The organism is Cerasibacillus sp. JNUCC 74, from assembly GCF_053667775.1.
The window spans coordinates 749,437-774,204 of record NZ_CM132207.1 but is presented as its reverse complement, the minus strand read 5'-3'; the positions used below and the strand labels follow the sequence as shown (position 1 = coordinate 774,204).

Genomic DNA, 24,768 nt, shown 5'->3' with positions numbered 1-24,768 from the left:
CAATCATTATTGCTCTTCTAGCCTCTGAGAAACAGTAAGTGTTCCTTGAGTAATACAATCATGATCAACATAAGCAGATACTTTAACTTTAGAGAGAATGCCATAACTCTTACCAATATGTGCCTTAAGCTTAATTTGATCACCTGGTACTACTGGTTTTAAAAATTTCATATCCTTGATAGCGACCAGGTATCCCACGCGTGAAGAAATATCTATATCCATAGAAATATCGTTCACAACTTCCGCTGTAGCCGCTACCTCTTTATGTGAATTCTTCATGGCTTCTAAAGCACCTGTACAATAAATAACAGCTGTTAGTTGTGCCAATGCTTCTACAATGAGAACGCCTGGCATAATCGATTCCTGGGGGAAATGCCCTTTAAAAAAAGGTTCACTAACCGTTACATTTTTAATACCTACACCAGTTTGCCCTGGTTTAAGCTCAACGATTTTATCTAGAAATAGAAAAGGCCAGCGGTGGGGTAAAATTTTTCTAATTTCATTTGCATTCAATATTGTCTTCACTGCCAATTCAGTCCTCCATATTCTCTACGATATAGTCAGCTAACTTGTTTATAGAACTAAAAACTTCAATATTATCATCATAAATAGTAACTCCAAATTCATCTTCAATTACAACAAATAGCTCTAAAGCATCAATGGAATCTAGGCCTAGCCCGCGGCCAAAAATAGGTTGATCATCGGTAATTAAATTCGGATCAATTTCTAAATCTAATCGATCAACAATAATTTCTTTAATACGGTCTGTTAACTTTCTTCTTTCATCTGCCATCTTTTTTACTTCTTCATAAGTGTACATACTTTCTGACTACCTCCAAGTAATATATAGATATCATGTTATTAATCCACCATCAATGATATGGACTTTTCCTGTAATATAAGCTGCTCGTTCGGAACACAAAAACGAAACCACACCGGCAACATCTTCAGGTTTCCCCATACGTTTTAATGGAATTCGTTCCATCATTTTTGATAATGTTGCTTGATCCATACCTTTTGTCATATCTGTTTCAATAAACCCTGGTGCTACTACATTTGCGCGAATATTATGTTCGGCAACTTCGAGTGCAAGACTTTTAGTAAAGGAAATAATACCTCCTTTAGAAGCTGAATAATTGACTTGGCCCCTCACACCTGAGATACCACTTGTGGAAGCAATATTAATAATGACACCTTTTTTATTAATCATCATTTGCTTAACTGCTTCCCTTGAACATAGGAAAGTACCGCGCAAATTAATATTTACAACATCATCCCATTTCGCGCTACTCATTAATGGAAGAAAACCATCCTTTGTTATTCCGCTATTATTCACCAGAATATCTAATCTTCTAAATTGTTTTTTTACATCTTTAAACAATTGCTTAACCTGCTTTTCATCTGATACATCCATTTTAAAAGCCACGGCTTTTCCACCAAATGTTTCTATCTCTAAAAGCGTTTCATCCATTTTCTTCTTACTACTAACATAAGTTAAAATTGTTGTTATCCCACTCTTGGCTAAATCTATAGCAATGGCTTTCCCGATACCTTTAGATGCACCCGTTACAATTGCAATTTCATCTCCACAAAACAAGATAATCACCTACCTTTAAAAATCATGCTTAGTGCGTATCCAAAAGAGGTTAAATATAGTATAGTTTCAAAGTAACACTGTGTTATAAACATAAAGTGAAACTTCATTCAGTAAGACTTTTCCTTCAACCCCTACTTGACTGCCGAACAATTGGGCATTTAACTGCCGTTATCTCCCTCTTTGACTTCTTCGTAATCTCTCTATAACTAAGTGGAAGTCTACTTCACTTTACATACCAGATAAATATATGAACACAGAACAGCTTTCTCGAAACCCATTTCCCCGTAGAATTCACGGATCGCAGAAACAAGCAACGCTGAAACGTAATGTGTATTTTTACAGGATTTTTTGAACATCCTTTTTAAGTAAATCTTTTTCATGTTTTTTCAACATCTTTTTCATAGCCATAACTGATTCTGTAGAATATGTTGGAACATTGTGATCATATGACCGCATAAAACCCGTTAATGTTTTGCTAGCTCCAACTTCTATAAATTTTTCAGTTTTTAAGTCTACAAGATTTTGTACAGTTTGCTTCCATAAAACTGCATTTGTACACTGAAGGCGAATGTCTTCCATGATTTCTGTACAATCTTTCGTTACTTTAGCACTACAATTTAAAATAACAGGGATCTTGGCATTAGAGATATTAAATTTACTGACATAATCCATAAATTCTTCTTCCATATCCTTCATTAAACGAGAATGGAAACCTTGGCTCACGTTGAGAAGTTTTGCTCTCACACCAGGTATTTGTTCCACCTGTTCGTAAAATAATTCAATATTTTTAGCAGCACCGGAAAATACTACTTGTAAGGGAGAATTATACCCTGCAATATCTACTTCTGCTTCATACGATTGATTTATAATACACTCTATCTGTTCTTCTTTAGATCCAACAACAGCAACCATCTTTCCACTTTGCTTAACGGCTCTCATACACTGACCACGTTTATGTACTATTTTTAACGCATCGGAATATGTTAACGCCCCTGCCGCAACTAATGCAGCAAATTGACCAACACTATGCCCCGCTACATAATTAGGTTGAATTCCTTGTTCCATTAATAAAAGATAAACCCCTACACTAGCTGTTAAAATAGCTGGTTGGGCAACCTCTGTCGCTGTTAATCGATCATTCGGTCCTGAGAAACAAATTAGCTTCAAATCAAACCCCAAAGATTGTTTTGCTTTTTCGAATATATTAATATAAATATCTTTATACCGATTATAGTAGTCTTTACTCATCCCAACATGCTGCGAACCTTGTCCTGGAAATAGAAACGATATATTCATTATTCACCCTCTAAAAAATTATCAATTTTTTGTTTAATGTCGTCTGGTAACTTTAGAATTAACTTACCATCTGTTGTTGTTAATGCATGTTCAGAACTGCCTTTTGCCAACAGTTTTCTTCCATGTTTCCGAACCACGCGGTATTCGAATTCTAAATAAGCCTTCGTTGGTTTCTTTAATGCAGTTTCAACTATTACAGTATCTTCAAATTTAGCAGATTCTTTGTATTTACATTCAATATTCACCACGGGAAGATAAATTTGTTCCGTTGTTTTACTAAAATTAATCCTAGCTTGTTTGGCGTATTCAACTCTTCCAACTTCAAACCAAGAAAGGTAGTTGGAGTGATGAACAACACCCATAGGATCACATTCTACATAACGCACTGGGATTTCATCACTTTTAACCCACTTCATATAGTCTCTAGTCCCTCTCTTCCTTGTTTCTTGGATAAATTAACATGCTTTAGAATCCTACTGACATAAAGGTACCAGTTCCCTTTAGTTAAACCTAAACAGTCGAACAGACAATAAGAGGAATGCAACTCCCATACTAAATAAAACCGTAACGGGTAAAAGTATTGAATTCAACCCTTCTCCGTAAATTAGCAAGTTATTAAAACCACCCATTGACCAGGCAGTTAGTGTCACATGAGCCACTTTCTGTAACCATTCAGGTACAATGTATAAAGGCCACCATGACCCTCCTAACGCAGACATTGATAAGACGATTAATAAAGATACTCCATTGGCTTGAGCACGCGTTTTACATAATGAAGCAATGATCATTGCAAGCCCTGTAGCTGCAAACGCAGTGGCAACTATTAAGATAATTAATCCTAGAATTGAGTTACCCAACCACATTCCAAACGCAAAATGGCCAACAGTGAATAAGACAAACATTTGAAATAATGCGGTTAAGAAATTGGATAACATTTTTCCACTCAAGATGGACAATCTAGATATTGGAAGGCTTTGCAGTTTTCGTAATGTTCCACGATCACGCTCATCTAACAAACTTGTAGCAGCGGTTGCGGTCCCTAATAATACAAACATCACCGCATATCCAGGTACGTTGGATTCAAAAGGTGTAGCCTTTCGCACTCCTTTATCCAATTCCGCATTTTCTACATTAACTGTTATTGGTGGGTTGTTGACATACTCCTGACTTTTTTCTTTGATAAAATTGATCTCTTCGGATGGATCAACTTTTACCCCATGCATTTGTTCAATTTTAGATACTGAGCTTTGCAGTACTGTAATTGCAACTTTATTAGACACTTGTCCCATGGATAATTTAGATGTATATTGAGAGACAACATCTGTTACTACACCAGGAATAACTTTATCAACTGGATCAGCTATAACAGTAACTTCAGCATAATCCCCTTCTTCCACTTTTTTAGAGAACCCCTCCGGTATAACAATTGCCGCTTTTGTTTCAGTTAACATACGCTTTGCCTTTTTTATAGTCATAGGTTGTTTCTCACCTTTGGAATTCTTATAGGTCTTTACTAATTTCAATGCCTGAGTATCTTGTAAAACATCTAGTAGATCATTGGTCGCCTCTCCCTCATCATTCACTACAATTGGAACTGAAAATTGCTCAACCTCACCTTCCGTAAACATTCCTGACAACGCAAAACTAGCAATTGCAATAACAATTATTGGTGTCATAATTAAATATGCAAGTCCAGGAATATCACGCAAGAATATATGTAAATCCTTAGCTGCTATATGCCATATTTTCATATTCAATCCTCCTTTCTAATCGCGTAACTTTTTACCGGTAAGCTTAAGAAAGACATCTTCAAGATTTGACTCCCTAACATTAAACTTACCTACTTTGATACCTTCTTGCCTGATTATCCTTAACACTCTTTCTGTAACTTCTACTATATTAGAAGATTGAATATAAATAGTACTATTGACTAGATTAACGAGATCTACATTAGGAACATTTTGAATTTTCTCGATAACCGTATGTTCCATAGTATTAACTTGAATCTCCAGTTGTTTTTCGCCATGTTTATTTATTAAAGCTGATGTATAGTCCACATCTAAAATCTCACCTTGATCATAAATTGCTACCCTATTACATAAGGCTTCAGCCTCTTCCATATAATGAGTTGTATAAATTACACTCATGTTTAGTTCATGTACCAAATGCTTTATAGAATTAAAGATATGATTACGAGACTGCGGGTCTACCCCTACTGTAGGCTCATCCAAGAAGATAACTTCTGGTTGATTTAGCAATCCTCCAGCCAAATTCAACCGACGTTTCATACCACCTGAATAGGATCCTACCTTCTTTTTTGCAACATCATGGAGTTGTGCAATATCTAGTGCTTCATAAATCCGTTCTTTCTTAACTGTCCCTTTTAAACCGTAAAGGTTAGCCAAAAAAGAAAGGTTATCATAACCAGTTAGCTCCATATATAATGCCAAATCTTGAGGTACTAAACTCACTTTCTCTTTTATATGTTTCATATCTTTTTTCACATCATATCCTGCAATAATAGCCGAACCACTGTCAGGTTTTAAAACTCCTGAAAGCATGGAAATCAGCGTTGTTTTACCAGCACCATTTGGTCCAAGTAACCCTAATACTTCACCTTTAAAAACATCTAAGTTTACATTTTTAACAGCTTTATATGATCCAAAAGATTTTGACAATCCACTGACAGAAATTACTTTTTTCAATAATTCTCTATTAGAAATTCTTTCCGTATACTCATTTATATTTTCTACAAATTCTCCCACAAACGTATTCCCCCCCTTAATAAATATTTTTGTAAATACTCCAACCTAAAAAATTACTTTAAAATTACCAAATAATTCTACAACTTCTTTTTTTCCGAAAATTTCTTTTAAATTACACCAAAGTTCGGCATTGATTAAACGAAAAAACTTGAATAGGCATTTGTGCATATACTTAAACTTCAAAACATGTACCCTTGATTTAGGAGAAGTGGTCAAAGGAGGTATAAAGGATCAAGAAGTTCGAGTCGACGAAATTTCGAGTGGCACGCTTGTTCAGTACTAACTTCTACGTTGCTTTTAGGGCCGTGATCGCTTTTAGTAGAAGGTTCTTTAGTAAATACATGGGCATAAGTATAGCTTCCTCTCAAACCTTTCTCACAAAGGAAAGGGGTTTTCTTTTCCAAGGAACGGAGAGCTAATGAAGAAATTGGATATGTCATTCCAATTCAAAAATTGTTGAAAGCCACATATCGGATTTTAAAGACCAGTTTTTCCGAACCCAAAGCCTCGATCATCATGGACGCACTCTCATCTTTTTCTTTGCAATATCAATCTAAAGGTTCATTTTGGCTCCTCCTTGGTAGTTTAATTTTGGGGATATTACTAACTAAGCCTAGCTTATTATCTAGTTGCCAAGGTCTATACTTTTTGTTAGCGAATTAATGCATGGGATTAGCAAAGAAAAATTGATATACTTTTTAATCAATGATAGCTATTTCAAGAAAAGATAGATAATTATATAAAAAAATAAAATTTAACCTTTAGCTAATTATTACATAGGAAATAAATACTACGTAGCAGATATCAATAATACCCATTTATAGTAAAAAATACCTTTAAAATAATATATATTACTTGTAGTAGTTTGTCAATATTTTACCAAATAAGTGAGCTTATCCAAACTCCATTCGCGAGGTCTGCAGACAGACTTTATTCATTTCCATGTTCTTTAAGCGTTCACCCGATCTATACCTTTTCTTATTTTTAAAATTCATATAAAGTTCGCTCAGGAATACATAACTGAGTTTTTTTAATTCGAGCAATTAATGGATTGCTCACACGTTAAGCACTCGAATAGACTATGATAAACCTTTTGTACAAAATTTCACAAACTAGAATCTGTCTAAAAAAAGTGCTACAATGTACAATTGCAAGATAGAAAAAAATGAATAACGACTACCATACATTTGTATCTTGCAAATATAAATGATAGGTGGTAAACAACATGGAAAGCAATAAAAATTATGAGGTTTTATTGTATTATAAGTATGTTCACATTGAAGACCCGGAAGGATATGCAGCTGAACATCTTAAATTTTGTAAAGACTTGGGGTTAAAAGGAAGAATTCTAGTAGCCCATGAGGGTATCAATGGAACAGTTTCCGGTACAAAAGAACAAACAAAAACCTACATGGATACGATGCATCAAGATCCTCGATTTGCAGATATGGTTTTCAAAATTGATGAACATGATGGCCATGCTTTCAAAAAAATGCATGTTCGCCCTCGCAAAGAGCTAGTAACATTGCGCTTAGAAAATGATATTAATCCAAACAAAACAACAGGTAACTACTTGTCACCAAAAGAATTTTATGAAGCTATGCAAGATGAGGATACCGTTGTGATTGATGCACGTAATGATTATGAATACGATTTAGGACATTTTCGTGGTGCGGTCCGTCCTGACATTCGGGCGTTTCGTGAACTTCCTAGTTGGATTCGCGAGCATAAGGATGAATTTAAAGGTAAGAAAATTTTAACCTATTGTACAGGTGGTATCCGCTGTGAAAAATTCTCCGGTTGGTTACGCAAAGAAGGCTTTGAAGACGTTAATCAATTACATGGTGGTATTGTCACATATGGTAAAGATCCGGAAGTACAAGGAGAATTATGGGATGGAAAATGCTATGTTTTTGATGAACGCATTTCAGTACCAGTAAATCAAAAAGAACATGTAATTGTTGGCGTAGATTATTTTGATGGTAAACCATGTGAGCGCTATGTAAACTGTGCAAACCCAGAATGTAATAAACAAATTCTCTGCTCCGAGGAGAATGAACATAAATATTTACGCGGCTGCACACATGAGTGTCGAGTAAGCCCTCGTAACCTTTATGTAAAAGAACATGGACTTACAAAAGAAGAAGTAGAGGCCCGACTTGAAGCGATAGGTGAACGTTTAACAATGAAAGCATAACTTTTTTATAAAATGGGGCTTGTTTTTAAGTCGATAATGACTTAGAAAACAAGCCCCATTTCTATTCATTTCAAATTCAACCCACTTTTAAAGGTAACTCTTTTCCCAAGTGGATGTAAGTGATACATAGTACATGGTGAGAGACTCCAAAATTAATCCTTTGAATCAAATTTATTCACTAATTGTTGAAGATCTTCTGAGATCTTTGCCAAATTTTCAGAAGAAGTTTCAATTTCCTCCATGGATGCAAGCTGTTCTTCGGTTGCTGCCGATACATTTTGTGTTCTATCAGCTGCTTGCTCAGCTACTGATTTAATACCTTCTACAGATTGCTGAACTTTTGATACACCTGAAGACAAGCTGTTAATATCTTCGCTAATATGGCTAAATTGATTTACGATATCAGATATGGCATATTCTATTTTTTCAAATATTTGCCCCGCATCATGGACAACCGATGTACCTAAATTAACAACTTGCTTCGTGGAATCCATCGACTCTACCGTTTCATTTGTATCACTTTGTATCGTCTCAATCAGCCTTGTTATCTGTTCAGCTGATTGACTGGATTGTTCTGCAAGCTTTCTTACCTCTTCAGCGACAACGGAGAAACCTTCACCATGGACTCCAGCTCTTGCTGCCTCTATTGCTGCATTTAGAGATAACAAATTCGTTTGTCCAGCGATATCCGTAATAGCTTTATTAATCGTGCCTATTTCTGATAAACTCTGGCTTAAGTTTTTAATCGTTTTACCTAGCCCAATTACATTATGATTAATTATTTTCATTTGTTTGGTAACTTCTTCAATTGATTCTTTCCCTTGAACCGACATATTAGCAGATTCTTTAGCGTTATCTGAGATAACGGTAGCATTATTTGCGATCTTTTCAAAGCTGGTAATCATAGTATTCAGCGTGCTAGCTGTTTCTTCAATATTATTCAATTGATTCATTGATCCTGCTGCTAGTTCCTGTATGGTTGAAGCAATATGCTCAGAGGCTTGGGTATTTTGCTGAGCACTGGCGGTTAACTGTTCGGAAGAAGACACAACATTTTCAGAAGCTTCTTGTGTAGACCAGATAATATCTTCAATTGCCTTAATCATACTATTATAGGATTTAAATAATTGGCCTAGTTCATCATCAGCTTGATATTCTCCTGTTGTTAACTTACCATGTTCTACTTCTGCCATGAGACGTTGGATCTGTTTAATTGGTTTTACAATAGCTTTTACGATTAATAGGCTAATAATAACAAAAATAACAATACCGGCAGCAGCTATTCCAAAAAAGGTAACTGTAGCTTTTTGTAAATTATTCTTATTTTTAATGTTGATTTCATTTGCTTTATCGGAAAAGTATTGTTGGATATCAGTCATTACTTTATCTAATTCAGCCCGTTTACTTGTAACATGTTCTAAATAATATTCATATGCCTTTTTCTGATCTTTTTTTGCCATTTCAAGAGCAGTTGTTCTTCCTTTAATATAAACATCGATAAGTTCATAATAGGAATCCATATCGATGATTTCTTTTGGAAAAAGTTCTTTTGACTCCAGATTTAAGTTTTCATTTACTAATTTATCAATATTTTTTATCAAGGCATCATATTTTTCTTGGTCATCCGTCCTCATTGCTTCCATTGCAGAGGCATCAATCTTAAAATTATTTTTTTGCATCTTTCCAAGCTTATCAATTGAGATCAAGTAATCTTCATACATTATTTTTGAGTTTTCTTCCATGTCATGTAAATACTTAAAACTGAAAGCAAATATGGTAACTAGTAATAAAACAGCTAAAATAACGAGTAGGGAAAGTTTCTTTACGATTTTCAAATTTTTAATCATGTTTATTGGTTCCTTTCTTCATGGAGTTTTTTGCTCAAATAGTTAGAATGAATTTTATTGCAGGTGGAAAAACTTGGACTTTTTAAGAATATGACCAAGCCAATCTAGTAATTAAATATTAAACAGGAAACTGAAAACAGGACTATTGACCTTATTATTTTAAATTTTCATCGCATTACCAGCCAGTTAGTACCAACATCATAGTCTTTTTACCTACTTTTTTCAACTAATACCTATACTAAATATACAATAATGACGACATTCTATCGACAAGTAGCATTCCTTATTTAGGAAATTTGTCACATTTACCTCATAAATGGTCCAAAAATGTTCTCTCTTATTATAATTTGATCAAAATCCAATGTGTTTTTTGTCTGTTTTCTACAATGAAAACTGTAGGCGTAGTTGATATGATAAATTTATACTATGAACGGGGAGGGATAATAAAACTTTCTTTTTAAGGGAGGAGATACGAGCCAGCCAGTTATGTTTCAGTTAATATGTCTTTTTATGCTAGTTTTGTTTCATTCATATTTAATAATATTTGTTCACCTTATTTATGGTTCATTTTTCAGGCAAACGATGTAAACGATTACTCTATTTGTTTTTATATACCTTCCTACATACAACGATCAATCATTATTCATACCTCACTTTTTTCAACCATTTTTTCAAACAAGGTTTTTGACAGCTGTTACTCCGGTTGCTATCCTTTTCAAAAAGGAGGGATCACTCATGTCTGTTTACGATTTTCAAGTAACTTCAATCGATGGTAACAAAAAATCATTAGCAGATTACAAAGGTAAGGTTCTACTAATTGTAAATACAGCAAGTAAATGTGGTTTTACTCCCCAATTTAAAGGATTACAGCAATTATATGATACGTATAAAGACAAGGGCTTTTACGTTCTTGGTTTTCCTTGTAATCAATTCAACAATCAAAATCCAGGATCTGATAAAGAAATAACACAATTTTGCCAGATTAATTATGATGTTACATTTCCTATGTTTAGTAAGGTGGAAGTAAAAGGAGAAAATGCTCATCCCTTATTTAAGTATCTTACAGAACAAGCAAAGGGTATGTTTACGAAACATATTAAATGGAATTTTACAAAATTTTTAGTTAATAAACAAGGAAGAGTAATTAATCGCTACGCCCCCCAGACAAAACCTGAACAAATAAAAAAGGACATTGAAGCAGTGCTAAAAGCATAGTTTGTGTTTCGACTGATGACGTTCTGTTTAACTTTGAAGCGTTCTCTCTCGACTTGGCGATGTTTTGTTTCAACCTCGGAGCGTTCTCTCTTGGCTTGATGACGTTCTGTTTAACTTTGAAGTGTTCTCTCGACTTGGCGATGTTTTGTTTCAACCTCGAAGTGTTCTCTCTTGAATTGATGACGCTCTGTTTCGACTTTGGAGCGTTCCCTTCCGAATTTGGAACTATTTCTGCGTTCATTTATCTGAATTACAATTTAATAGAGTCAAAATAAATAATCCCGAATCTTTTTTCAAATGATCCGGGATTATTTTTCTTACTATGCTGTCTCTATAAAACTTTATCCAGAAAATCTTTGGCGCGCGCTGTAGCCGGTTCGTTGAAAAATGTTTGGGGTTCTGCTTCTTCAATTAATTTTCCATCATCTAAAAACAAAATACGATCTGCTACTTCCTTGGCAAAATTCATCTCATGGGTGACAATTACCATGGTTATCCCTGAATGAGCCAAATCTTGAATGACGTCCAGTACTTCTTTAACCATTTCCGGGTCTAATGCTGAAGTCGGTTCGTCAAATAGCATTATTTCCGGCTCCATAGCTAATGCTCTGGCAATCGCGACCCGTTGCTTTTGCCCGCCTGATAGACGGCTAGGATATGCGTTTTCCTTATCTGTTAAACCAACCTTTGCCAATAATTGTCGTGCCTGTTGGTGTGCTTCCTCTTTGGCAATGCTTTTTACTCTTTGTGGTGCATAGGAGACATTATCGATTACGGTCATATGAGGAAATAAGTGAAAATGTTGAAAGACCATTCCGATATTCTTTCGCACTTCTAGCTTATTTATTTTTGGTTTGGTTAATTCTTGATCTTTTAACCAAATCTTCCCTTTAGTTGGTGTTTCCAATAAATTTAAACAACGTAAGAAAGTCGACTTACCAGAACCAGATGGGCCAATAATCGCAACAACTTCTCCTTGCTTGATCGTTGTAGAAATATTGTTTAGTACGGTATTTTTTCCGAACATTTTCGTTATATTTTCTGCTTTAATCACTTTGACGCAGCCTCCGTTCTAGTACTCTGCCAGCTTGAGTTAAAATATAAACCATGCTCCAATAAATTAATCCGGCAACTAATAATGGTTCAAAATTTCGATATAAATCTGCACCAACTACTTGTGCCCTCCGCATTAAATCTAAATAACCGATTGTCGATACTAGCGCTGATTCTTTAGTTAAAGTAATAAACTCATTCATCATAGCCGGTAATATATTTTTAAATGCTTGTGGAAGAATAATATGAAGCATCATCGGTTTATATGGAATACCTAATGCTTCTGCGGCTTCGGTTTGCCCTTTGTCTACGGCTAAAATTCCACCACGAATAATTTCAGAAACATATGCTGCTGAATTTAGTCCAAAAGCAAGAACTGCAGATAAAAATGCAGATATATCATAGCCTGTTAACTGTGGAACAGCATAATAGATAATCATTAATTGTAAAATCAGCGGCGTTCCGCGAAATATGGATGTATATGCATCTGCAAACCATTTTAATAATGGCAGCTTCGTAATTTTACATAAGGATAACAATGTACCTAAAATAAATCCAATTACAATTGAAACAATGACAAATTTTAAAGTAGCCCCTATTCCCTCTATAATAAAAGGAATATAAGGCACGATTTGGCTGAAATCCAAATTCATGCCTTAACACCTCACTTTTCTCTCTGTATTCGTTCTAAAGCTGAAAATTTCTTAAACATACAGTCAAAGCAGTAAAAGAACCGTACCGAATACCTCACTTCATTCTGCAACTCATATGAAGTTTGCTAAAACATTTATCAAAAGTTCAAACTCATCGACAGCGCAAATTACTAACGGCTTCCAAATCAATGTTGCCTTACAGTTTTCATATTTTTAATAAACCATAATCTGACTTATTATTTTTTATTTACCCATTTATCTTCTAATTCTTTTAATATTCCATCTTTTTCAAATTTAGCGAGTACTTTATTGACATCAGCTACTAAATCGCTCCCTTTTGGAAAGGCAATCCCCATTCCAGGTGAGCTTTCAGTTGGGTCAGCAAAAACTTTCAAATCTTGTTCCTTGGCATAGCCATCTGCAACTGTTTTATCCATATAGCCAACATCAATACGATTTGAATTCAATTCTTGAACGAGAAGACCTGCCTTATCGACCTTTTTTATTTCGAAGTCATATTCCTTTGCAAGTTTTTCTGCACCTTCTTCTTGAATTGTCCCTAGCTGCACGCCAACTGTCTTCCCTTTTAAGTCTTCGATAGAGTTAATATTAGAATCCGCTTCTACTAAAAAACTTTCTCCCGAACGGTGATATTCTGTTGAAAATTCCGCATTCTTTTTGCGTTCTTTTGTTGCACTCATTCCTGCCATAACCATGTCTACTCGCTTTGCCTGTAGTGCCCCAATCAAACCATCAAATTGCATGTCCTCGATTTCTAACTTATAACCTAATTCATCCGCAATCATTTGTCCCAACTCAATGTCAAATCCTTTAAAATTGCCTTCTGGATCTCGGGATTCAAACGGCGGAAAGTCAGCTGATGTTGCCATTTTCAGTACTTTTTTATCTTCTTTACCCGACGAACCTGAAGCTTTATCTTTACTTTCTCCGCACCCGGCAATAACACTTGCCATCACGATAAGAATAAGGATCATACCCATTAATTTCTTCATTATCTATCACTCCAATGTTTTCATGTTTTATTCAAGGTTGTTCTTTTTAAACTCTTCTTTAACTGCTGTGAAGAGAGCAGGAGTTGTAACTACTTCATAACCTGTCTCTGCTAGTGCCAACGCTCCATCTGCGATAACTTGATGTCCTGTTTCGGTAATGGTCATATCTGCAAATTCCTTTGTATGGGCAGTTAACCCTGGTTGATCAAACCCGATATATGGATGAATCGCCGGAACAACATGACTCACATTTCCCATATCAATCGATCCGTAGCTTTGCCTAGCTGGCAGTACTGGTTTTTTGGTTATTTGTTGCAAATGCTTCGTAAATGTTTTGGATAATGCTTGATTCGTAACCATATTGTCATAGCTTAATTCATAATTGGAAATCTCCAATGTTGCCCCTGTCATCATGGCTGCACCTTCTGCAATGTTTTTCACCTTAGCTACAATCTCCTCTAATACTTTACGTTCTTTTGCTCGTACATAAAATTGTGCAACTGCTCGATCAGGAACAACATTAGCAGCTTTTCCACCTTCTGAGATGACACCGTGAATTCGAACATCTGAAGGTACATGTTCGCGTAACGCGTTGATACCATTAAATAATTGAATAACGCTATCTAAAGCATTAATTCCTTGTTCGGGTGCTGCGGCAGCGTGGGCGGTTTTTCCAAAGTAAGCAAATTGAATGGCATCCATAGCCAAGGATTCGCCACTTTCATAAGATTGATCTGCTGGATGCACAATCATTGCTAGATCAATAGAATCAAAAACCCCTTGTTCACTCATTGGTACTTTAGCACCATTTGTCTCTTCTGCTGGCGTTCCTAACACCACTACACTTCCACCAATTTTAGTTAACTGTTTACTTAATATAACGCCAGCACCTACACTCATGGTTCCGATTAAATTATGTCCACAACCGTGGCCAACACCCGGTAATGCATCATATTCAGCTAAATACGCAATTACTGGTCCAGGTTTCCCACTTTCAAAAGTAGCTTTAAATGCTGTTTCCCTTCCAGCAATACCTGTTGTAACATTAAATTGATGATCTATTAGAAAATCAACTAAAAGTTTCATGGATTGATACTCTTGATCACCTAATTCTGGATGTTCATATAAATGATCGCTAATCTTACATAATTTGTTATGAATTTTAATCAATTCTTCTTTTAAACTGTCCATTTGCTTCGCCTTCCCAACTGGTTATTTATTAATCTGTATGTATATTTATAACACTAATTGTATCATTATTCAATAAAAAATTGATTTTTATTAATTATTTTTAAGAAATAGAGTGCTGCGGAAGTTATAAGGTTGGAAGCTTTGGGTAGAGATAGTGTAGAATTTTATGAACTGCATCTTTAATTAATGAATGCAACCGAAAATGAATAAAGGAAGTATAACTACAAAGGAATTATAGAAGTATCTTATTCTACTTGTTGGAAGCAAATTAAAGAAAACAACGGAAGTTTTGTAGTATCCAGTTGAAAGAACAAAGCCCTTCTGAAATTCAATACATCGTCTTTTTAGAAACAGTTAAGTTTTTTGTCCGCTTTAATTCCATTTTTGACACTTTCTACAAGATAAAGTGAATCTTCAATCAGTAGGATTTTCTTTTATTGCCAACTGATTGTTTGAATGACAGAATCGTGTATTTGAATTGCAGTTGAGTCTCATGCTGTTTCTCCTAGATTTCACCTCGTGGCATGAAGGGGAGGTCTTACAGCCAGTTGCGGGATAAAAAAGTATTTTAACCAATTACGTGATACCTTTCTATATAAAGTCATTTTATTTTATGAAAAGTAAAATTCATAACGTTTATCCAGTGGATGTCTATAATTATCTGGATTATCTTTTTCATTCATTATAGGATTACATTTAATTTAAGCCAGGTAACGAACTTGCCTAATTGCATGAGCGAGGTCGACATTGCTTTTTTAAGGTACAAAAAAAGAGGGAACACCCTCTTTTTTATCCCGCATGTAAGGTGCCGTAAGACTCCCACTTCAAAAGCTTGAGTTGATACAAAAGGTCTAAGTGGGAGAAAACGGCACCTAAATGCCCGATTCGTTCAAGGGCCTTTAGGTCATACCCTTGTGGTACTAACATTCAGTAGGAGATGGAAGAAAACTCCTACTGAATGAAGGTTCATTTTATCTTGTCTTTGCATTTAATATGCTTTTGCCCAATATACTAATTGCTTTGCTTCTTTACCACAGCAAACACAAGTATCAGCTACTTTTTCCTGTTCAAATGGTATACAGCGAGATGTTGCCAATGTTTCTTCTTTAATTTTTTCTTCACATGCTACATCGCCACACCACATTGCTTTAATAAATCCTGCTTTTTCTTCTAAGATAGAAGCAAATTCCTCCATATTTGTTGCTACACTTGTTTTTTCTTCCAGATGCTGTTTCGCTTTATTATATAAATTTTCTTGGATTTCCTCTAATAAAGCCGGCAAGCGAGAAGCAAGTTCTGCTAAAGCAACAAATTCCTTCTCTCCAGTATCACGGCGAACAAGGACAACTTGTTCCTTTTCAATATCTTTAGGTCCCATTTCAATTCGTACTGGGATACCTTTCATTTCATATTCATTAAACTTCCAGCCAGGCATTTTATCACTGGCATCCATATCTACACGAACAAGTTGCTGTAACTGATCGCGTAGTTCATATGCACGATCCAATACGCCTTCTTTATGCTGAGCAATCGGAACAATCATTGCTTGGGTTGGTGCAATCCTTGGCGGGATGACTAAGCCACGATTGTCACCATGCACCATAATCAAAGCTCCCATGATTCTTGTAGAAAGCCCCCATGAAGTCTGGTGCACATACTGACTATCCCCATTTTCATCTAAATACGTAATATCAAATGCTTCTGCAAAACCAGATCCGAAATGATGAGAGGTAGCGGATTGCAATGCTTTACCATCATGCATGAGACTTTCAATCGTTAATGTATACTTCGCACCAGCAAATTTTTCCTTATCTGTTTTTCTTCCCTTAAGTACTGGAATTGCTAAATGTTTTTCTACGACATCTGCATAAACTTCCAGCATGCGCTCCGTTTCTTGCGAAGCTTCCTCATCTGTTGCATGGGCAGTATGGCCTTCTTGCCAGTGGAATTCGGATGAACGTAAAAATGGTCGGGTTGTTTTTTCCCAGCGAACTACATTGGCCCATTGGTTGTAAAGCTTCGGTAAATCACGATAAGAATGAATGTTTTTGGAATAGTAATCACAGAACAATACTTCTGACGTAGGACGAATGGCAAGGCGTTCGACTAATTCTTCATCTCCACCGTGAGTAACCCAGGCTACTTCTGGCGCAAAGCCTTCTACATGGTCCTTTTCCTTTTGTAGTAAACTCTCAGGAATAAATAGTGGAAAAGCAACATTTTTATGGCCTGTATCTTTAAATTTCTTATCCAGCAGATCACGAATATTTTCCCAAATGGCAAATCCATACGGTCTAATGATCATTGTGCCACGAACTTGGCCATAATCAACCAACTCAGCTTGCTTTACAACATCCGTATACCACTGCGCAAAATCATCTTCCATTGCAGTAATCTTTTCTACAAATTGCTTATTTTTCTTACCCAAAACGCCACACCTCTTTATTCATTAAATTATTCTTTTATATTTGTTTTGAAAGCTTTTGTTAACTAACCGTTGAGCGCTTAAGCCGGACGATACACTTTCATACCCACCACGCAGAGGCAAATATAATTTCATAACCATTAAAAAAATCCTCCATCCGATAAGGGACCGAGGTAGGTGGTACCACCCTTGTTTGCAATCAATGATTGCACACTCTCTCATTGGTAACGGAATGATCCGCGCTATCTTACAGCTGTTGGGCCTTTTAATAGCGAACTCCGGAGTAGGTTCTAATGATCGTCTTTGGAAATTTGCAGCAACCATTTCCTCTCTGGAAAAGACGGCTTCATTATACTAGTCTCCATCCATGCTTCAACGATGTAATTTCACTATATAGCTTGATATACAGAAAGTCAAGATCTTGGTAAGGGCTTTTCATACAAAGCAAAGCGATCTTCCCCCTCACCCGCAACTCGTTAGAAAAACTTGGCTTGTCGCCAAGCATTTATGGTGAAAGCTATCGTTTTTCTTGTACTATAAACCATAAAGTTTTATACTTTCCTATAGTGCAAAAAGGTAAAACCATTTTTTGGTAAAAGTCATTCAAGCGAGGATTATCGCTGACGCAATCTAATCGTATGACTGCTCCAATTTTTGCTGCTTATTTACTAATACAGTTTAATACTTTTTCACCAATTTGTTTGCCTCCATGGTCGCGATGTACTGCTAAACGATGCAAATAAAATGCATGATCTTCTAGCTTTCCCCATAAACGCCTGTCCCATTCATTTTGCTCAGAAGAAAGGCTAAACGTTGCAACGGCTTCCTTATCTAATTCAACCATATAGGTTATGCCAGTGCGTATATCAGTTTCAATGGCATCATCCTCTTTCCCAGATAAAAGATAAGCCCACTGGTTAATCCCTTGTTTCTGAATCCACTGGGCTGCGTTTTTCAATATGGTTAATACTTCTTCTCTATCTGCCAATGTTGCTTTTCGAATTAAAACATCCATCTTAGATAACTTTGGCTCCTAAGGTATTGGTAAAATGCTCAAGAGCCCAATCATGTCCAGCTTGATTAAAGCTCGCTACAGCATCTTTATGAATAACAATGTCAAATCCTTTGTTGTAGGCATCAATAGCCGTATGCAAAACACAAATATCTGTACAAACACCGATAATATGAACCTCTGTAATGCCTCGTTCCCGTAGTTTAATTTCCAAGTCCGTACCGGCAAATGCACTATACCTTGTTTTATCGAAATAATACACATTTGCATCCGACTTGTGAGTCTCATACACTTCTTTCAATTTTCCGTATAAATCCTTTCCTGTTGTGCCAACGATATTATGCGGAGGAAATAAATTAGCTTCAGGATGGAATTGATCGTTTTCTTGATGAGCATCAATAGCAAATATGACAAAGTCGCCATTCTCAATGAATTCTTTTGTAAGCGAAACAACTTTGTCTTCAATAGCTTGTCCAGGAATCCCGCAGGTCAATTTTCCATCTTTAGCGACAAAATCAATCGTGTAATCAACATTTAATAAAGCACGCAATCCACTTCAGCCACCTTTCTACATTGTTTGATTATACATCCATTATAATGTGCTTACATATTTATTGCCATTAGGCCATCGTAATCTCCAAATTGTACATCAACTAGAGAAGAAAATCAGGGAATGGAAAAGTTGCTATTTTTTATTAACAATAAGATGGCTAAGCATCCGAGAACGAATTGTGGACTACTTTATAGGTGTCTAATTTGCGAACGTCGAAGCTTTGTTTTCTATACCATTCCTCCTATCACTCAACTAGAAAGAAACACGTGTATACATGGAAAATAACTAAAGAAGGAGAGGTACAAAGAGAACAACAGATCCATAAACTCGGGAAAAGTCCTATCAAATTTGAAGGATTCCTTTAATAAGTAAAGGAATAAACCGACTTGTTCTAAAAGGAAAGAAATGGCATACCTTGTTAGCCATATTACTAAAAATTAAAATAGAATGGTAATAAAGAACCAAACAATCATAATTAATTGGATGACTACTTTTGCCACTGCTCCTCCAAGAAAGCCAAGTAACGAGCCAATGGATGCATGAAATGCCTCTTGTGACGTTCGCTTTTGCAGTAGTTCAATAATAAACACCGTTAAAAACGGAATGATAATAATTCCAAACGGCGGTACCATAAACGAGCCAACTATTACGGCAATAGCAGCTCCCCGCTCTCCCCACTTACTCCCTCCGTATCTCTTAACAAAATAACTGTTAGCAATCACATCTGCACCAATCAGAATAACCGTAAAAATTCCCATGGCAATCCAGAAGGTCATCGTTAATTCATTACCATTAATGGCAAATTGATAAAGAAGAAATCCACCCCAAATCACAAGAACAGAAGGAATAATCGGGAAAATTATTCCGACAAAGCTTAAAATAAATAAAGCAATAATGAGAATCCAAATAAGTATTTCAACCATGTTTGTTGCCTCCAATGAATTAAATTTTACGGAACATCCTTGATAGTTTTGTTTCCTGTTTCATTATTATACGTTTATAATTCTCTATATGTTTCGCTATACTTAAAATGAATAAGAAAATAATAACGATAGATGTTGGCTCTGATCCAAAGAATATAAAGGGAATCTTCAATCAGTAGGGATTTTCTTTTATCCACAACCCATTGCCAGAATAAACTGAATTAAGCATTTATTAATAGTTCGACCCTCCGCTCATCCTCCTAGATTTCACCTCGGAGCATGGCAAGTCTTACTGCCTGTTACATGGGGAATAAAGCTTGTCACTAAGAATGAAGGTTACATAAATAACACACCAATAACTAAATAATCAGTTGCAATGGAAAAAATAGGAGGGAATTCCAATACTGATAAGAGCAATTTTCCAATAACAGCGAGTAAAACACCAACAAGAGATGCCGTTCCTTTTCCTTCGCTAAATTTCATCGTTATCGGATAATTATGACCCGACCTAAAATAATAAACAATACCGTAATATAGATGAGCAGTGTCTGCTCTTTACCACTAATTCCATACTCATTTATAATATATAGCTCTATTAAAATAACAAAAGTCGCTTTAAATATATCAATCAAGGCAACGAATATTCCATATTTCCAGCGAAGTAAAATTGCCGTATTTGAAACTCTTGTATTTTTAACAACACTATTTTTAATATCTACACATACTTTCAAGTTGAGAACCATGTAAGCATCCAGCTAAATAGCCGATAATAGAAACAAGTGCATTAATCAATGAAAATTCTTCCTATCATACAGAGAGTTTCTAGCAGCTGTTAAAAATGATTAAAAAATATACAAATCCATTTTTCCATGTAAAGAATCGATTAATTGTTAACAGCGAAAGTCATTCGATGTGTATATTTATAGTATCAGAAATCAGGAGTGAATAACTTAGCGCTACTAGCTTTTGTTCTAATAACTTAAAAATGAAATGAACATCATGATATTATTATAAAGTGAAACTATATTCCGCGGAGCTTCCTTCATATTCACTGATAGGTAGCTATTCGAGACATTTTTGAAAAATTGTGATGTATCGCTGTCAACTTACCATTATTCTTGAAAAAATCGCGGTGTGTTGTTATGAAGTTTTTTCTGTCCTATCGACCTGAATAAAACAATTATTTAGGTGCTACGTGTTCTCTATAATACTTAAATCAGAAATCTTGCGACACTAAGATGCGAGATAAATGGTAGCTTTGTTTGTTATTTTTAAAATAACTATGCTTTATTCTCGAGGTGTATACACAACATGAAAAACTTTAAAAAAGCCATGCTTCCTTGGTTGATTATTTTTATAGGACTTATTATTTTATTTGTTTTGTATAATGATAGAAATGAACATCCAAATAAACAACATAAAAAAGCGGTGATGCCGACCGAACTGCATCCCGTCGTTGAAGAAAATAAGGATAAGTTAATTCAACTAGCAGCGGAAAAAAATATCCAAGTCATCATTACAGAGGCACTGCGAACGATTGAAGAACAAAATAAATTATATAAACGTGGAAGAGGAAATGATGGCGCGATTATTACGAATGCAAAGGGTGGAGAATCCTTTCATAATTATGGATTGGCTATCGATTTTGCCTTAGAGAATGAACAGGGACAAGTTATCTGGGATACGAGCTATGATGGTAATGGGAATAATCAATCAGACTGGTTGGAAGTAGTAGAAATTGCTAAAGAATTAGGATTTGAATGGGGAGGAGACTGGAATGGCTTTAAAGATTACCCTCACTTTCAAATGACTTTTGGCTTAAGTATTGATGAATTGAAAAGCGGGGCTCGTTCTGTTAAAGCTCAAGCAAAATAATAGGATGAGTAAAGTATGCTAAAAATATTTATCCTAATTAAAAGAAACGTATATTACTAGACTTCACTTAGATAAGTAAGATGATTGGTTGATCTAACATTTTACAAATTCAATTAACGTATTCCTTTCAGTTTAAATCACCCAATGATCCTCCCGATAACTTAATTCGTAATCGGGAGGATCATTTTACTACCTTACATGTCGTACTGTACTATTATTTTATTCTCCGGGAAAACGGAGGCCGATTTCCTTTCTCATTTTTTCTGTTAACCTAACAACTAACCTGCTTCGTTCTAAATAGGCGTCATGCTGATCCCAATTTTGTTCCTGTACCATCTGAACAAATGCTTTAATCTCATAGACCATATCGACTTCATATTGCTTCTGACCCAGCTGACTCGTCTTATCCGTCTTTCTGTCATATAATTGCAGTTCAGAAATAGGTGCAATTTCATCCATTATCAAAGTGCCGTCCTCCCCATGAATTTCCGATGGTAAAAACGCACTCGTTATTTTAGAACATAGGATCGTAACCATAAAGTCATCATATGTAAGTATGATCGTTCCGCTTCCATCAATTCCGTTTGATAATAGAACTGGAAAATATCGGCTTTCTTTTGGTGTCCCAAATAGGTCAATCGCCATACTTAATGGATATACTCCAAGATCCATTAACGCCCCACCGGCAAAGTTTGGTGAAAACACATTCGGTTCTTCACCTTCCTTATACTTATCATATCTGGAAGAATATTTTGCATATTGAAGCATCGCACTTCGAATCTTCCCAATATTAGCTGTTTGCTCTTTTAACGTATAATAATTAGGTGAAAATAAGTGTCGAAAGCCCTCAAAAACAAACACATGATTTTTTTGAGCCAGTTGACTTATTTCTTCCCACTGCTTTTCGGTATAGACCATTGGCTTTTCGCAAAAAACATGTTTACCGTTTTGAATACACAACTTTATATGTTCGGGATGCAGTATATTTGGTGAAGCAACATATACAAAATCGCTATTAGCTTCTTCCAGCATTTGCTGTATATCGGTATATGCCGTTTTCCCACCGTGCTTTTGGGCAAAGTCTTGCGCCGTTTCTTGTCTCCGTGAATAAACGGAATCCAATTGTGCTACTTCAGATAATGTTGCTGCTTCAATAAAAGCTTCTGTAATCCAACTTGTACCAATTGTAGAGAACTTCACTTTGCACTCTCCTCTTTACATATCTGCATTATTTTCATTGCTGCTGTCTGCCTTTTCTCCTGGCAATGGATCAACCTTATGTTCATGCGCATACCCTTTTCCAATTGTTACTAATGATAGGGCAAGAACCAGTATCACTACGATGATGGAAATAATCACTATAATCATCGATGTTGACATAACTATACCTCACTTTAATTAGATGTTCAAAAGTTTAATAAAAATGATGCATCGAATTTCTTAGGTCAATCTATTGTCGTGTTGAACAAACACGTTCATTTAAATTTTCAAATGGTTTTATTAGGCCATAAATAATTTTCGTATATACTAAATCAAGCTGTTTTGCCTTTCCTAGTCGAATAGCTCCTCCGTGTAAATGTTCCAATTCGAGTGGCAGTTTCTTTCGTAAGTCTTGGTGCATCGATGAAGTAGCTTCTGCATTAAACTGTTGCATGTTTTCGATTGCTTCTGCTACATCCTTATCGGTAATGTTTACATTATATACGTTAGCTAATAATTTCATCTCTTTCAAGATTCTTTTGGCAATGTGAAACGTTTCTTCACTCTCTCTAATTTTCCCAATTGGCAATCTGACCGCCGTCGTAATTCCGGAAAAAGCAGTAATAAACATATACTTTTTCCACAGCTCATAAAGGATATTATCCGTATTTCTACCTGTTACGTTAGCTTTATTAGTTAGCTTTTCTAAACGGGAGCAGACTTCCGCTTGATCTGGATGCAATGGTCCAAAAATAAGCTTATGAAAGTCACTTGTATGTTCTACATGACCTTGTTTATTTAACGTAGCGATAATAAAGGACAAGCCGCCTAACACCTTTTTTTTGCCGATTTCCTTCTGCAACACCTCTAAATGTTCGATCCCATTTAACACTGGTAATACATAGGCGCCTTTATCGGCAATTGTTCGTATTTGATCCATGGCTCCTGCTAAATGGTAACCTTTTACACTTACCAACAATATATCAGGACGCTTAATATTAACTGGATCTGTTTCTACATGCAGCTGTTCAGCGTGAAAGTCTCCTTGTGTACTATGAATTGCTAAACCATATCGCTTTAAATGTTCGCTTCTTGTTTTTCTTACTAAAAATGTAACATTTGCTCCAGCTTCTTGTAAACGCAGTCCAAAATAACTTCCCAGGGCACCTGCCCCTAACACAACAATATGCATATTTTTCCCCCTGACTTGAATGATACTGTAAACCATCCATTGTCGTCCACTATTCATTACGAAATGATTAGATATGTTCAGTTATCCCGGCACGACAATAGAGTCAAATGCGAACCCTCTTCCGCTGCAATATCTACACCGTCGTACTTTCGATTGTTTCGTATCCATTTTCCGGCTCATGGTACCGTCTTCTTATCCACTATATGTAGACAACGCGCATCGCCGATTCGGACAAAAGATGTACGCTCGCTGCGCCTGGATAGAAAACTTCTGGACCGGTTGAACGAGTTCTTTCAATGGTGGCATGTCTGGATCACAGGCTATATAAAATACATATTGAAGCTAAAAAGGAACAAAGCAGGAACAAAAAAAGCTACACAGTTTTCCTGTGTGACTCTTTTAGGAACAACACCAACTTCGGGTAATACATGTTATTGTGCTCCTAATACATACCTGGTTATCACTAGAAGCCCTCTACACTTTTAAAATATCTGACCTATCACGACCGATTGCACGGAAAAAAACTCTTTCGTTTTTATAACCCTTTATCCATTCTCTTCTTTTGAAATTATCTAAGATAGTCTCGTTAACATTGTTTATTTCAAATGTAGGTCTTTTTCTTTCAAATAAGCTTAGAAAATCTTTCATATCAAGAATTTTAAGGCATTTTACTACTTGATCTTCGCTTAACAGGCAAATACTGAACAAACAACTCTTTTTTAGTTTCCGTTTACATATTATCAATGGGTGATTATGTTCTT

24 protein-coding genes and 1 other annotated feature are annotated in these 24,768 nt (G+C 35.7%); of the genes, 3 read left to right on the top strand and 21 right to left on the bottom strand.

Going from position 1 to position 24,768, the window contains the following annotated elements:
* Nucleotides 1–6: 6 nt before the first annotated feature.
* The 7 genes from JNUCC74_RS03560 to JNUCC74_RS03530 form a co-directional block, all read right to left on the bottom strand.
* Complete coding sequence (locus tag JNUCC74_RS03560; protein ID WP_454067823.1) at nucleotides 7–525, bottom strand: 3-hydroxyacyl-ACP dehydratase FabZ; 519 nt, start codon at nucleotides 523–525, stop codon at nucleotides 7–9.
* Between the two features lie 7 nt (nucleotides 526–532).
* Nucleotides 533–820, bottom strand: a complete 288-nt coding sequence (locus tag JNUCC74_RS03555) for a phosphopantetheine-binding protein (protein WP_454066929.1) — start codon at nucleotides 818–820, stop codon at nucleotides 533–535.
* 33 nt (nucleotides 821–853) lie between these two features.
* Nucleotides 854–1,597: a 3-oxoacyl-[acyl-carrier-protein] reductase gene (fabG, locus tag JNUCC74_RS03550; RefSeq protein WP_454066928.1), complete on the bottom strand. Its 744-nt coding sequence runs from the start codon at nucleotides 1,595–1,597 to the stop codon at nucleotides 854–856.
* A gap of 336 nt (nucleotides 1,598–1,933) precedes the next feature.
* Nucleotides 1,934–2,893: an ACP S-malonyltransferase gene (gene fabD / locus JNUCC74_RS03545; RefSeq protein WP_454066927.1), complete on the bottom strand. Its 960-nt coding sequence runs from the start codon at nucleotides 2,891–2,893 to the stop codon at nucleotides 1,934–1,936.
* Nucleotides 2,893–3,309 (bottom strand): acyl-CoA thioesterase, encoded by a 417-nt coding sequence (locus JNUCC74_RS03540; RefSeq protein ID WP_454066926.1) that lies wholly within the window; start codon nucleotides 3,307–3,309, stop codon nucleotides 2,893–2,895. The genes fabD and JNUCC74_RS03540 overlap by 1 nt, the downstream gene beginning before the upstream one ends.
* 84 nt (nucleotides 3,310–3,393) lie before the next feature.
* A complete protein-coding gene (locus JNUCC74_RS03535; RefSeq protein WP_454066925.1) occupies nucleotides 3,394–4,644 on the bottom strand; it encodes an ABC transporter permease in 1,251 nt (416 codons plus the stop codon).
* A 15-nt stretch (nucleotides 4,645–4,659) separates the two neighbouring features.
* The gene (locus JNUCC74_RS03530) at nucleotides 4,660–5,658 is read right to left on the bottom strand and encodes an ABC transporter ATP-binding protein (protein WP_454066924.1); all 999 of its coding nucleotides are present in this window, start codon (nucleotides 5,656–5,658) and stop codon (nucleotides 4,660–4,662) included.
* A gap of 1,225 nt (nucleotides 5,659–6,883) precedes the next feature.
* Here JNUCC74_RS03530 and trhO point away from each other — a divergent pair.
* The gene (trhO, locus tag JNUCC74_RS03525) at nucleotides 6,884–7,855 is read left to right on the top strand and encodes an oxygen-dependent tRNA uridine(34) hydroxylase TrhO (protein ID WP_454066923.1); all 972 of its coding nucleotides are present in this window, start codon (nucleotides 6,884–6,886) and stop codon (nucleotides 7,853–7,855) included.
* Nucleotides 7,856–8,007: 152 nt separating this feature from the next.
* Here the strand turns inward: trhO and JNUCC74_RS03520 are convergent, their stop codons facing one another.
* On the bottom strand, nucleotides 8,008–9,702 hold the full coding sequence (locus JNUCC74_RS03520) for a methyl-accepting chemotaxis protein (protein WP_454066922.1): 1,695 nt from the start codon (nucleotides 9,700–9,702) through the stop codon (nucleotides 8,008–8,010).
* Nucleotides 9,703–10,437: 735 nt separating this feature from the next.
* Between JNUCC74_RS03520 and JNUCC74_RS03515 the strand changes: the two genes are divergently transcribed.
* Nucleotides 10,438–10,917 (top strand): glutathione peroxidase, encoded by a 480-nt coding sequence (locus JNUCC74_RS03515; protein ID WP_454066921.1) that lies wholly within the window; start codon nucleotides 10,438–10,440, stop codon nucleotides 10,915–10,917.
* A gap of 331 nt (nucleotides 10,918–11,248) precedes the next feature.
* Here JNUCC74_RS03515 and JNUCC74_RS03510 read toward each other — a convergent pair whose 3' ends face one another.
* From JNUCC74_RS03510 to JNUCC74_RS03465, 10 genes are all read right to left on the bottom strand, one after another.
* Nucleotides 11,249–11,971, bottom strand: a complete 723-nt coding sequence (locus JNUCC74_RS03510) for an amino acid ABC transporter ATP-binding protein (protein WP_454066920.1) — start codon at nucleotides 11,969–11,971, stop codon at nucleotides 11,249–11,251.
* Complete coding sequence (locus JNUCC74_RS03505; RefSeq protein WP_077319464.1) at nucleotides 11,964–12,623, bottom strand: amino acid ABC transporter permease; 660 nt, start codon at nucleotides 12,621–12,623, stop codon at nucleotides 11,964–11,966. Before JNUCC74_RS03505 ends, JNUCC74_RS03510 begins: the two co-directional genes overlap by 8 nt.
* A 236-nt stretch (nucleotides 12,624–12,859) precedes the next feature.
* On the bottom strand, nucleotides 12,860–13,636 hold the full coding sequence (locus tag JNUCC74_RS03500) for a transporter substrate-binding domain-containing protein (protein WP_454066919.1): 777 nt from the start codon (nucleotides 13,634–13,636) through the stop codon (nucleotides 12,860–12,862).
* Between the two features lie 27 nt (nucleotides 13,637–13,663).
* Nucleotides 13,664–14,827 (bottom strand): M20 family metallopeptidase, encoded by a 1,164-nt coding sequence (locus JNUCC74_RS03495; protein WP_454066918.1) that lies wholly within the window; start codon nucleotides 14,825–14,827, stop codon nucleotides 13,664–13,666.
* 988 nt (nucleotides 14,828–15,815) lie between these two features.
* Nucleotides 15,816–17,255, bottom strand: coding sequence for a proline--tRNA ligase (proS, locus tag JNUCC74_RS03490; protein WP_077319461.1), 1,440 nt, complete (start codon nucleotides 17,253–17,255; stop codon nucleotides 15,816–15,818).
* 157 nt (nucleotides 17,256–17,412) lie between these two features.
* Nucleotides 17,413–17,629, bottom strand: a binding site (T-box leader).
* Nucleotides 17,630–17,913: 284 nt separating this feature from the next.
* Complete coding sequence (locus JNUCC74_RS03485; protein WP_454066917.1) at nucleotides 17,914–18,267, bottom strand: GNAT family N-acetyltransferase; 354 nt, start codon at nucleotides 18,265–18,267, stop codon at nucleotides 17,914–17,916.
* A 1-nt stretch (nucleotide 18,268) separates the two neighbouring features.
* On the bottom strand, nucleotides 18,269–18,814 hold the full coding sequence (locus JNUCC74_RS03480) for a cysteine hydrolase family protein (protein WP_454066916.1): 546 nt from the start codon (nucleotides 18,812–18,814) through the stop codon (nucleotides 18,269–18,271).
* 440 nt (nucleotides 18,815–19,254) lie between these two features.
* Nucleotides 19,255–19,740: a DUF456 domain-containing protein gene (locus JNUCC74_RS03475; protein ID WP_454066915.1), complete on the bottom strand. Its 486-nt coding sequence runs from the start codon at nucleotides 19,738–19,740 to the stop codon at nucleotides 19,255–19,257.
* A 336-nt stretch (nucleotides 19,741–20,076) separates the two neighbouring features.
* Entirely contained in the window at nucleotides 20,077–20,223 is a 147-nt protein-coding gene (locus JNUCC74_RS03470) for a hypothetical protein (protein ID WP_454066914.1), read from the bottom strand.
* Nucleotides 20,224–20,225: 2 nt separating this feature from the next.
* The gene (locus JNUCC74_RS03465) at nucleotides 20,226–20,483 is read right to left on the bottom strand and encodes a glycerol-3-phosphate acyltransferase (RefSeq protein ID WP_454066913.1); all 258 of its coding nucleotides are present in this window, start codon (nucleotides 20,481–20,483) and stop codon (nucleotides 20,226–20,228) included.
* 568 nt (nucleotides 20,484–21,051) lie between these two features.
* Here JNUCC74_RS03465 and JNUCC74_RS03460 point away from each other — a divergent pair.
* Nucleotides 21,052–21,615: a M15 family metallopeptidase gene (locus JNUCC74_RS03460; RefSeq protein WP_454066912.1), complete on the top strand. Its 564-nt coding sequence runs from the start codon at nucleotides 21,052–21,054 to the stop codon at nucleotides 21,613–21,615.
* 219 nt (nucleotides 21,616–21,834) lie between these two features.
* On the opposite strand, the gene JNUCC74_RS03455 is transcribed toward JNUCC74_RS03460, so the two are convergent.
* From JNUCC74_RS03455 to JNUCC74_RS03445, 3 genes are all read right to left on the bottom strand, one after another.
* Nucleotides 21,835–22,815, bottom strand: coding sequence for a Gfo/Idh/MocA family protein (locus JNUCC74_RS03455; protein WP_454066911.1), 981 nt, complete (start codon nucleotides 22,813–22,815; stop codon nucleotides 21,835–21,837).
* 15 nt (nucleotides 22,816–22,830) lie between these two features.
* On the bottom strand, nucleotides 22,831–22,995 hold the full coding sequence (ytzI, locus tag JNUCC74_RS03450) for a YtzI protein (RefSeq protein ID WP_077319455.1): 165 nt from the start codon (nucleotides 22,993–22,995) through the stop codon (nucleotides 22,831–22,833).
* Nucleotides 22,996–23,065: 70 nt separating this feature from the next.
* The gene (locus tag JNUCC74_RS03445; RefSeq protein WP_454066910.1) at nucleotides 23,066–24,007 is read right to left on the bottom strand and encodes a ketopantoate reductase family protein; all 942 of its coding nucleotides are present in this window, start codon (nucleotides 24,005–24,007) and stop codon (nucleotides 23,066–23,068) included.
* Between the last annotated feature and the right edge of the window lie 761 nt (nucleotides 24,008–24,768).

Bases quoted from the DNA above. Each gene is read 5' to 3' on its own strand.
- JNUCC74_RS03540 (WP_454066926.1), bottom strand. From the start codon at position 3,309: ATGAAGTGGGTTAAAAGTGATGAAATCCCAGTGCGTTATGTAGAATGT.
- JNUCC74_RS03460 (WP_454066912.1), top strand. From the start codon at position 21,052: ATGAAAAACTTTAAAAAAGCCATGCTTCCTTGGTTGATTATTTTTATA.
- JNUCC74_RS03505 (WP_077319464.1), bottom strand. From the start codon at position 12,623: ATGAATTTGGATTTCAGCCAAATCGTGCCTTATATTCCTTTTATTATA.
- JNUCC74_RS03535 (WP_454066925.1), bottom strand. From the start codon at position 4,644: ATGAAAATATGGCATATAGCAGCTAAGGATTTACATATATTCTTGCGT.
- fabD (WP_454066927.1), bottom strand. From the start codon at position 2,893: ATGAATATATCGTTTCTATTTCCAGGACAAGGTTCGCAGCATGTTGGG.
- JNUCC74_RS03520 (WP_454066922.1), bottom strand. From the start codon at position 9,702: ATGATTAAAAATTTGAAAATCGTAAAGAAACTTTCCCTACTCGTTATT.
- JNUCC74_RS03515 (WP_454066921.1), top strand. From the start codon at position 10,438: ATGTCTGTTTACGATTTTCAAGTAACTTCAATCGATGGTAACAAAAAA.
- JNUCC74_RS03485 (WP_454066917.1), bottom strand. From the start codon at position 18,267: ATGGATGTTTTAATTCGAAAAGCAACATTGGCAGATAGAGAAGAAGTA.
- JNUCC74_RS03475 (WP_454066915.1), bottom strand. From the start codon at position 19,740: ATGGTTGAAATACTTATTTGGATTCTCATTATTGCTTTATTTATTTTA.
- trhO (WP_454066923.1), top strand. From the start codon at position 6,884: ATGGAAAGCAATAAAAATTATGAGGTTTTATTGTATTATAAGTATGTT.
- JNUCC74_RS03465 (WP_454066913.1), bottom strand. From the start codon at position 20,483: ATGGTTCTCAACTTGAAAGTATGTGTAGATATTAAAAATAGTGTTGTT.
- JNUCC74_RS03500 (WP_454066919.1), bottom strand. From the start codon at position 13,636: ATGAAGAAATTAATGGGTATGATCCTTATTCTTATCGTGATGGCAAGT.
- JNUCC74_RS03555 (WP_454066929.1), bottom strand. From the start codon at position 820: ATGTACACTTATGAAGAAGTAAAAAAGATGGCAGATGAAAGAAGAAAG.
- JNUCC74_RS03470 (WP_454066914.1), bottom strand. From the start codon at position 20,223: ATGAAATTTAGCGAAGGAAAAGGAACGGCATCTCTTGTTGGTGTTTTA.
- ytzI (WP_077319455.1), bottom strand. From the start codon at position 22,995: ATGTCAACATCGATGATTATAGTGATTATTTCCATCATCGTAGTGATA.
- JNUCC74_RS03495 (WP_454066918.1), bottom strand. From the start codon at position 14,827: ATGGACAGTTTAAAAGAAGAATTGATTAAAATTCATAACAAATTATGT.
- JNUCC74_RS03445 (WP_454066910.1), bottom strand. From the start codon at position 24,007: ATGCATATTGTTGTGTTAGGGGCAGGTGCCCTGGGAAGTTATTTTGGA.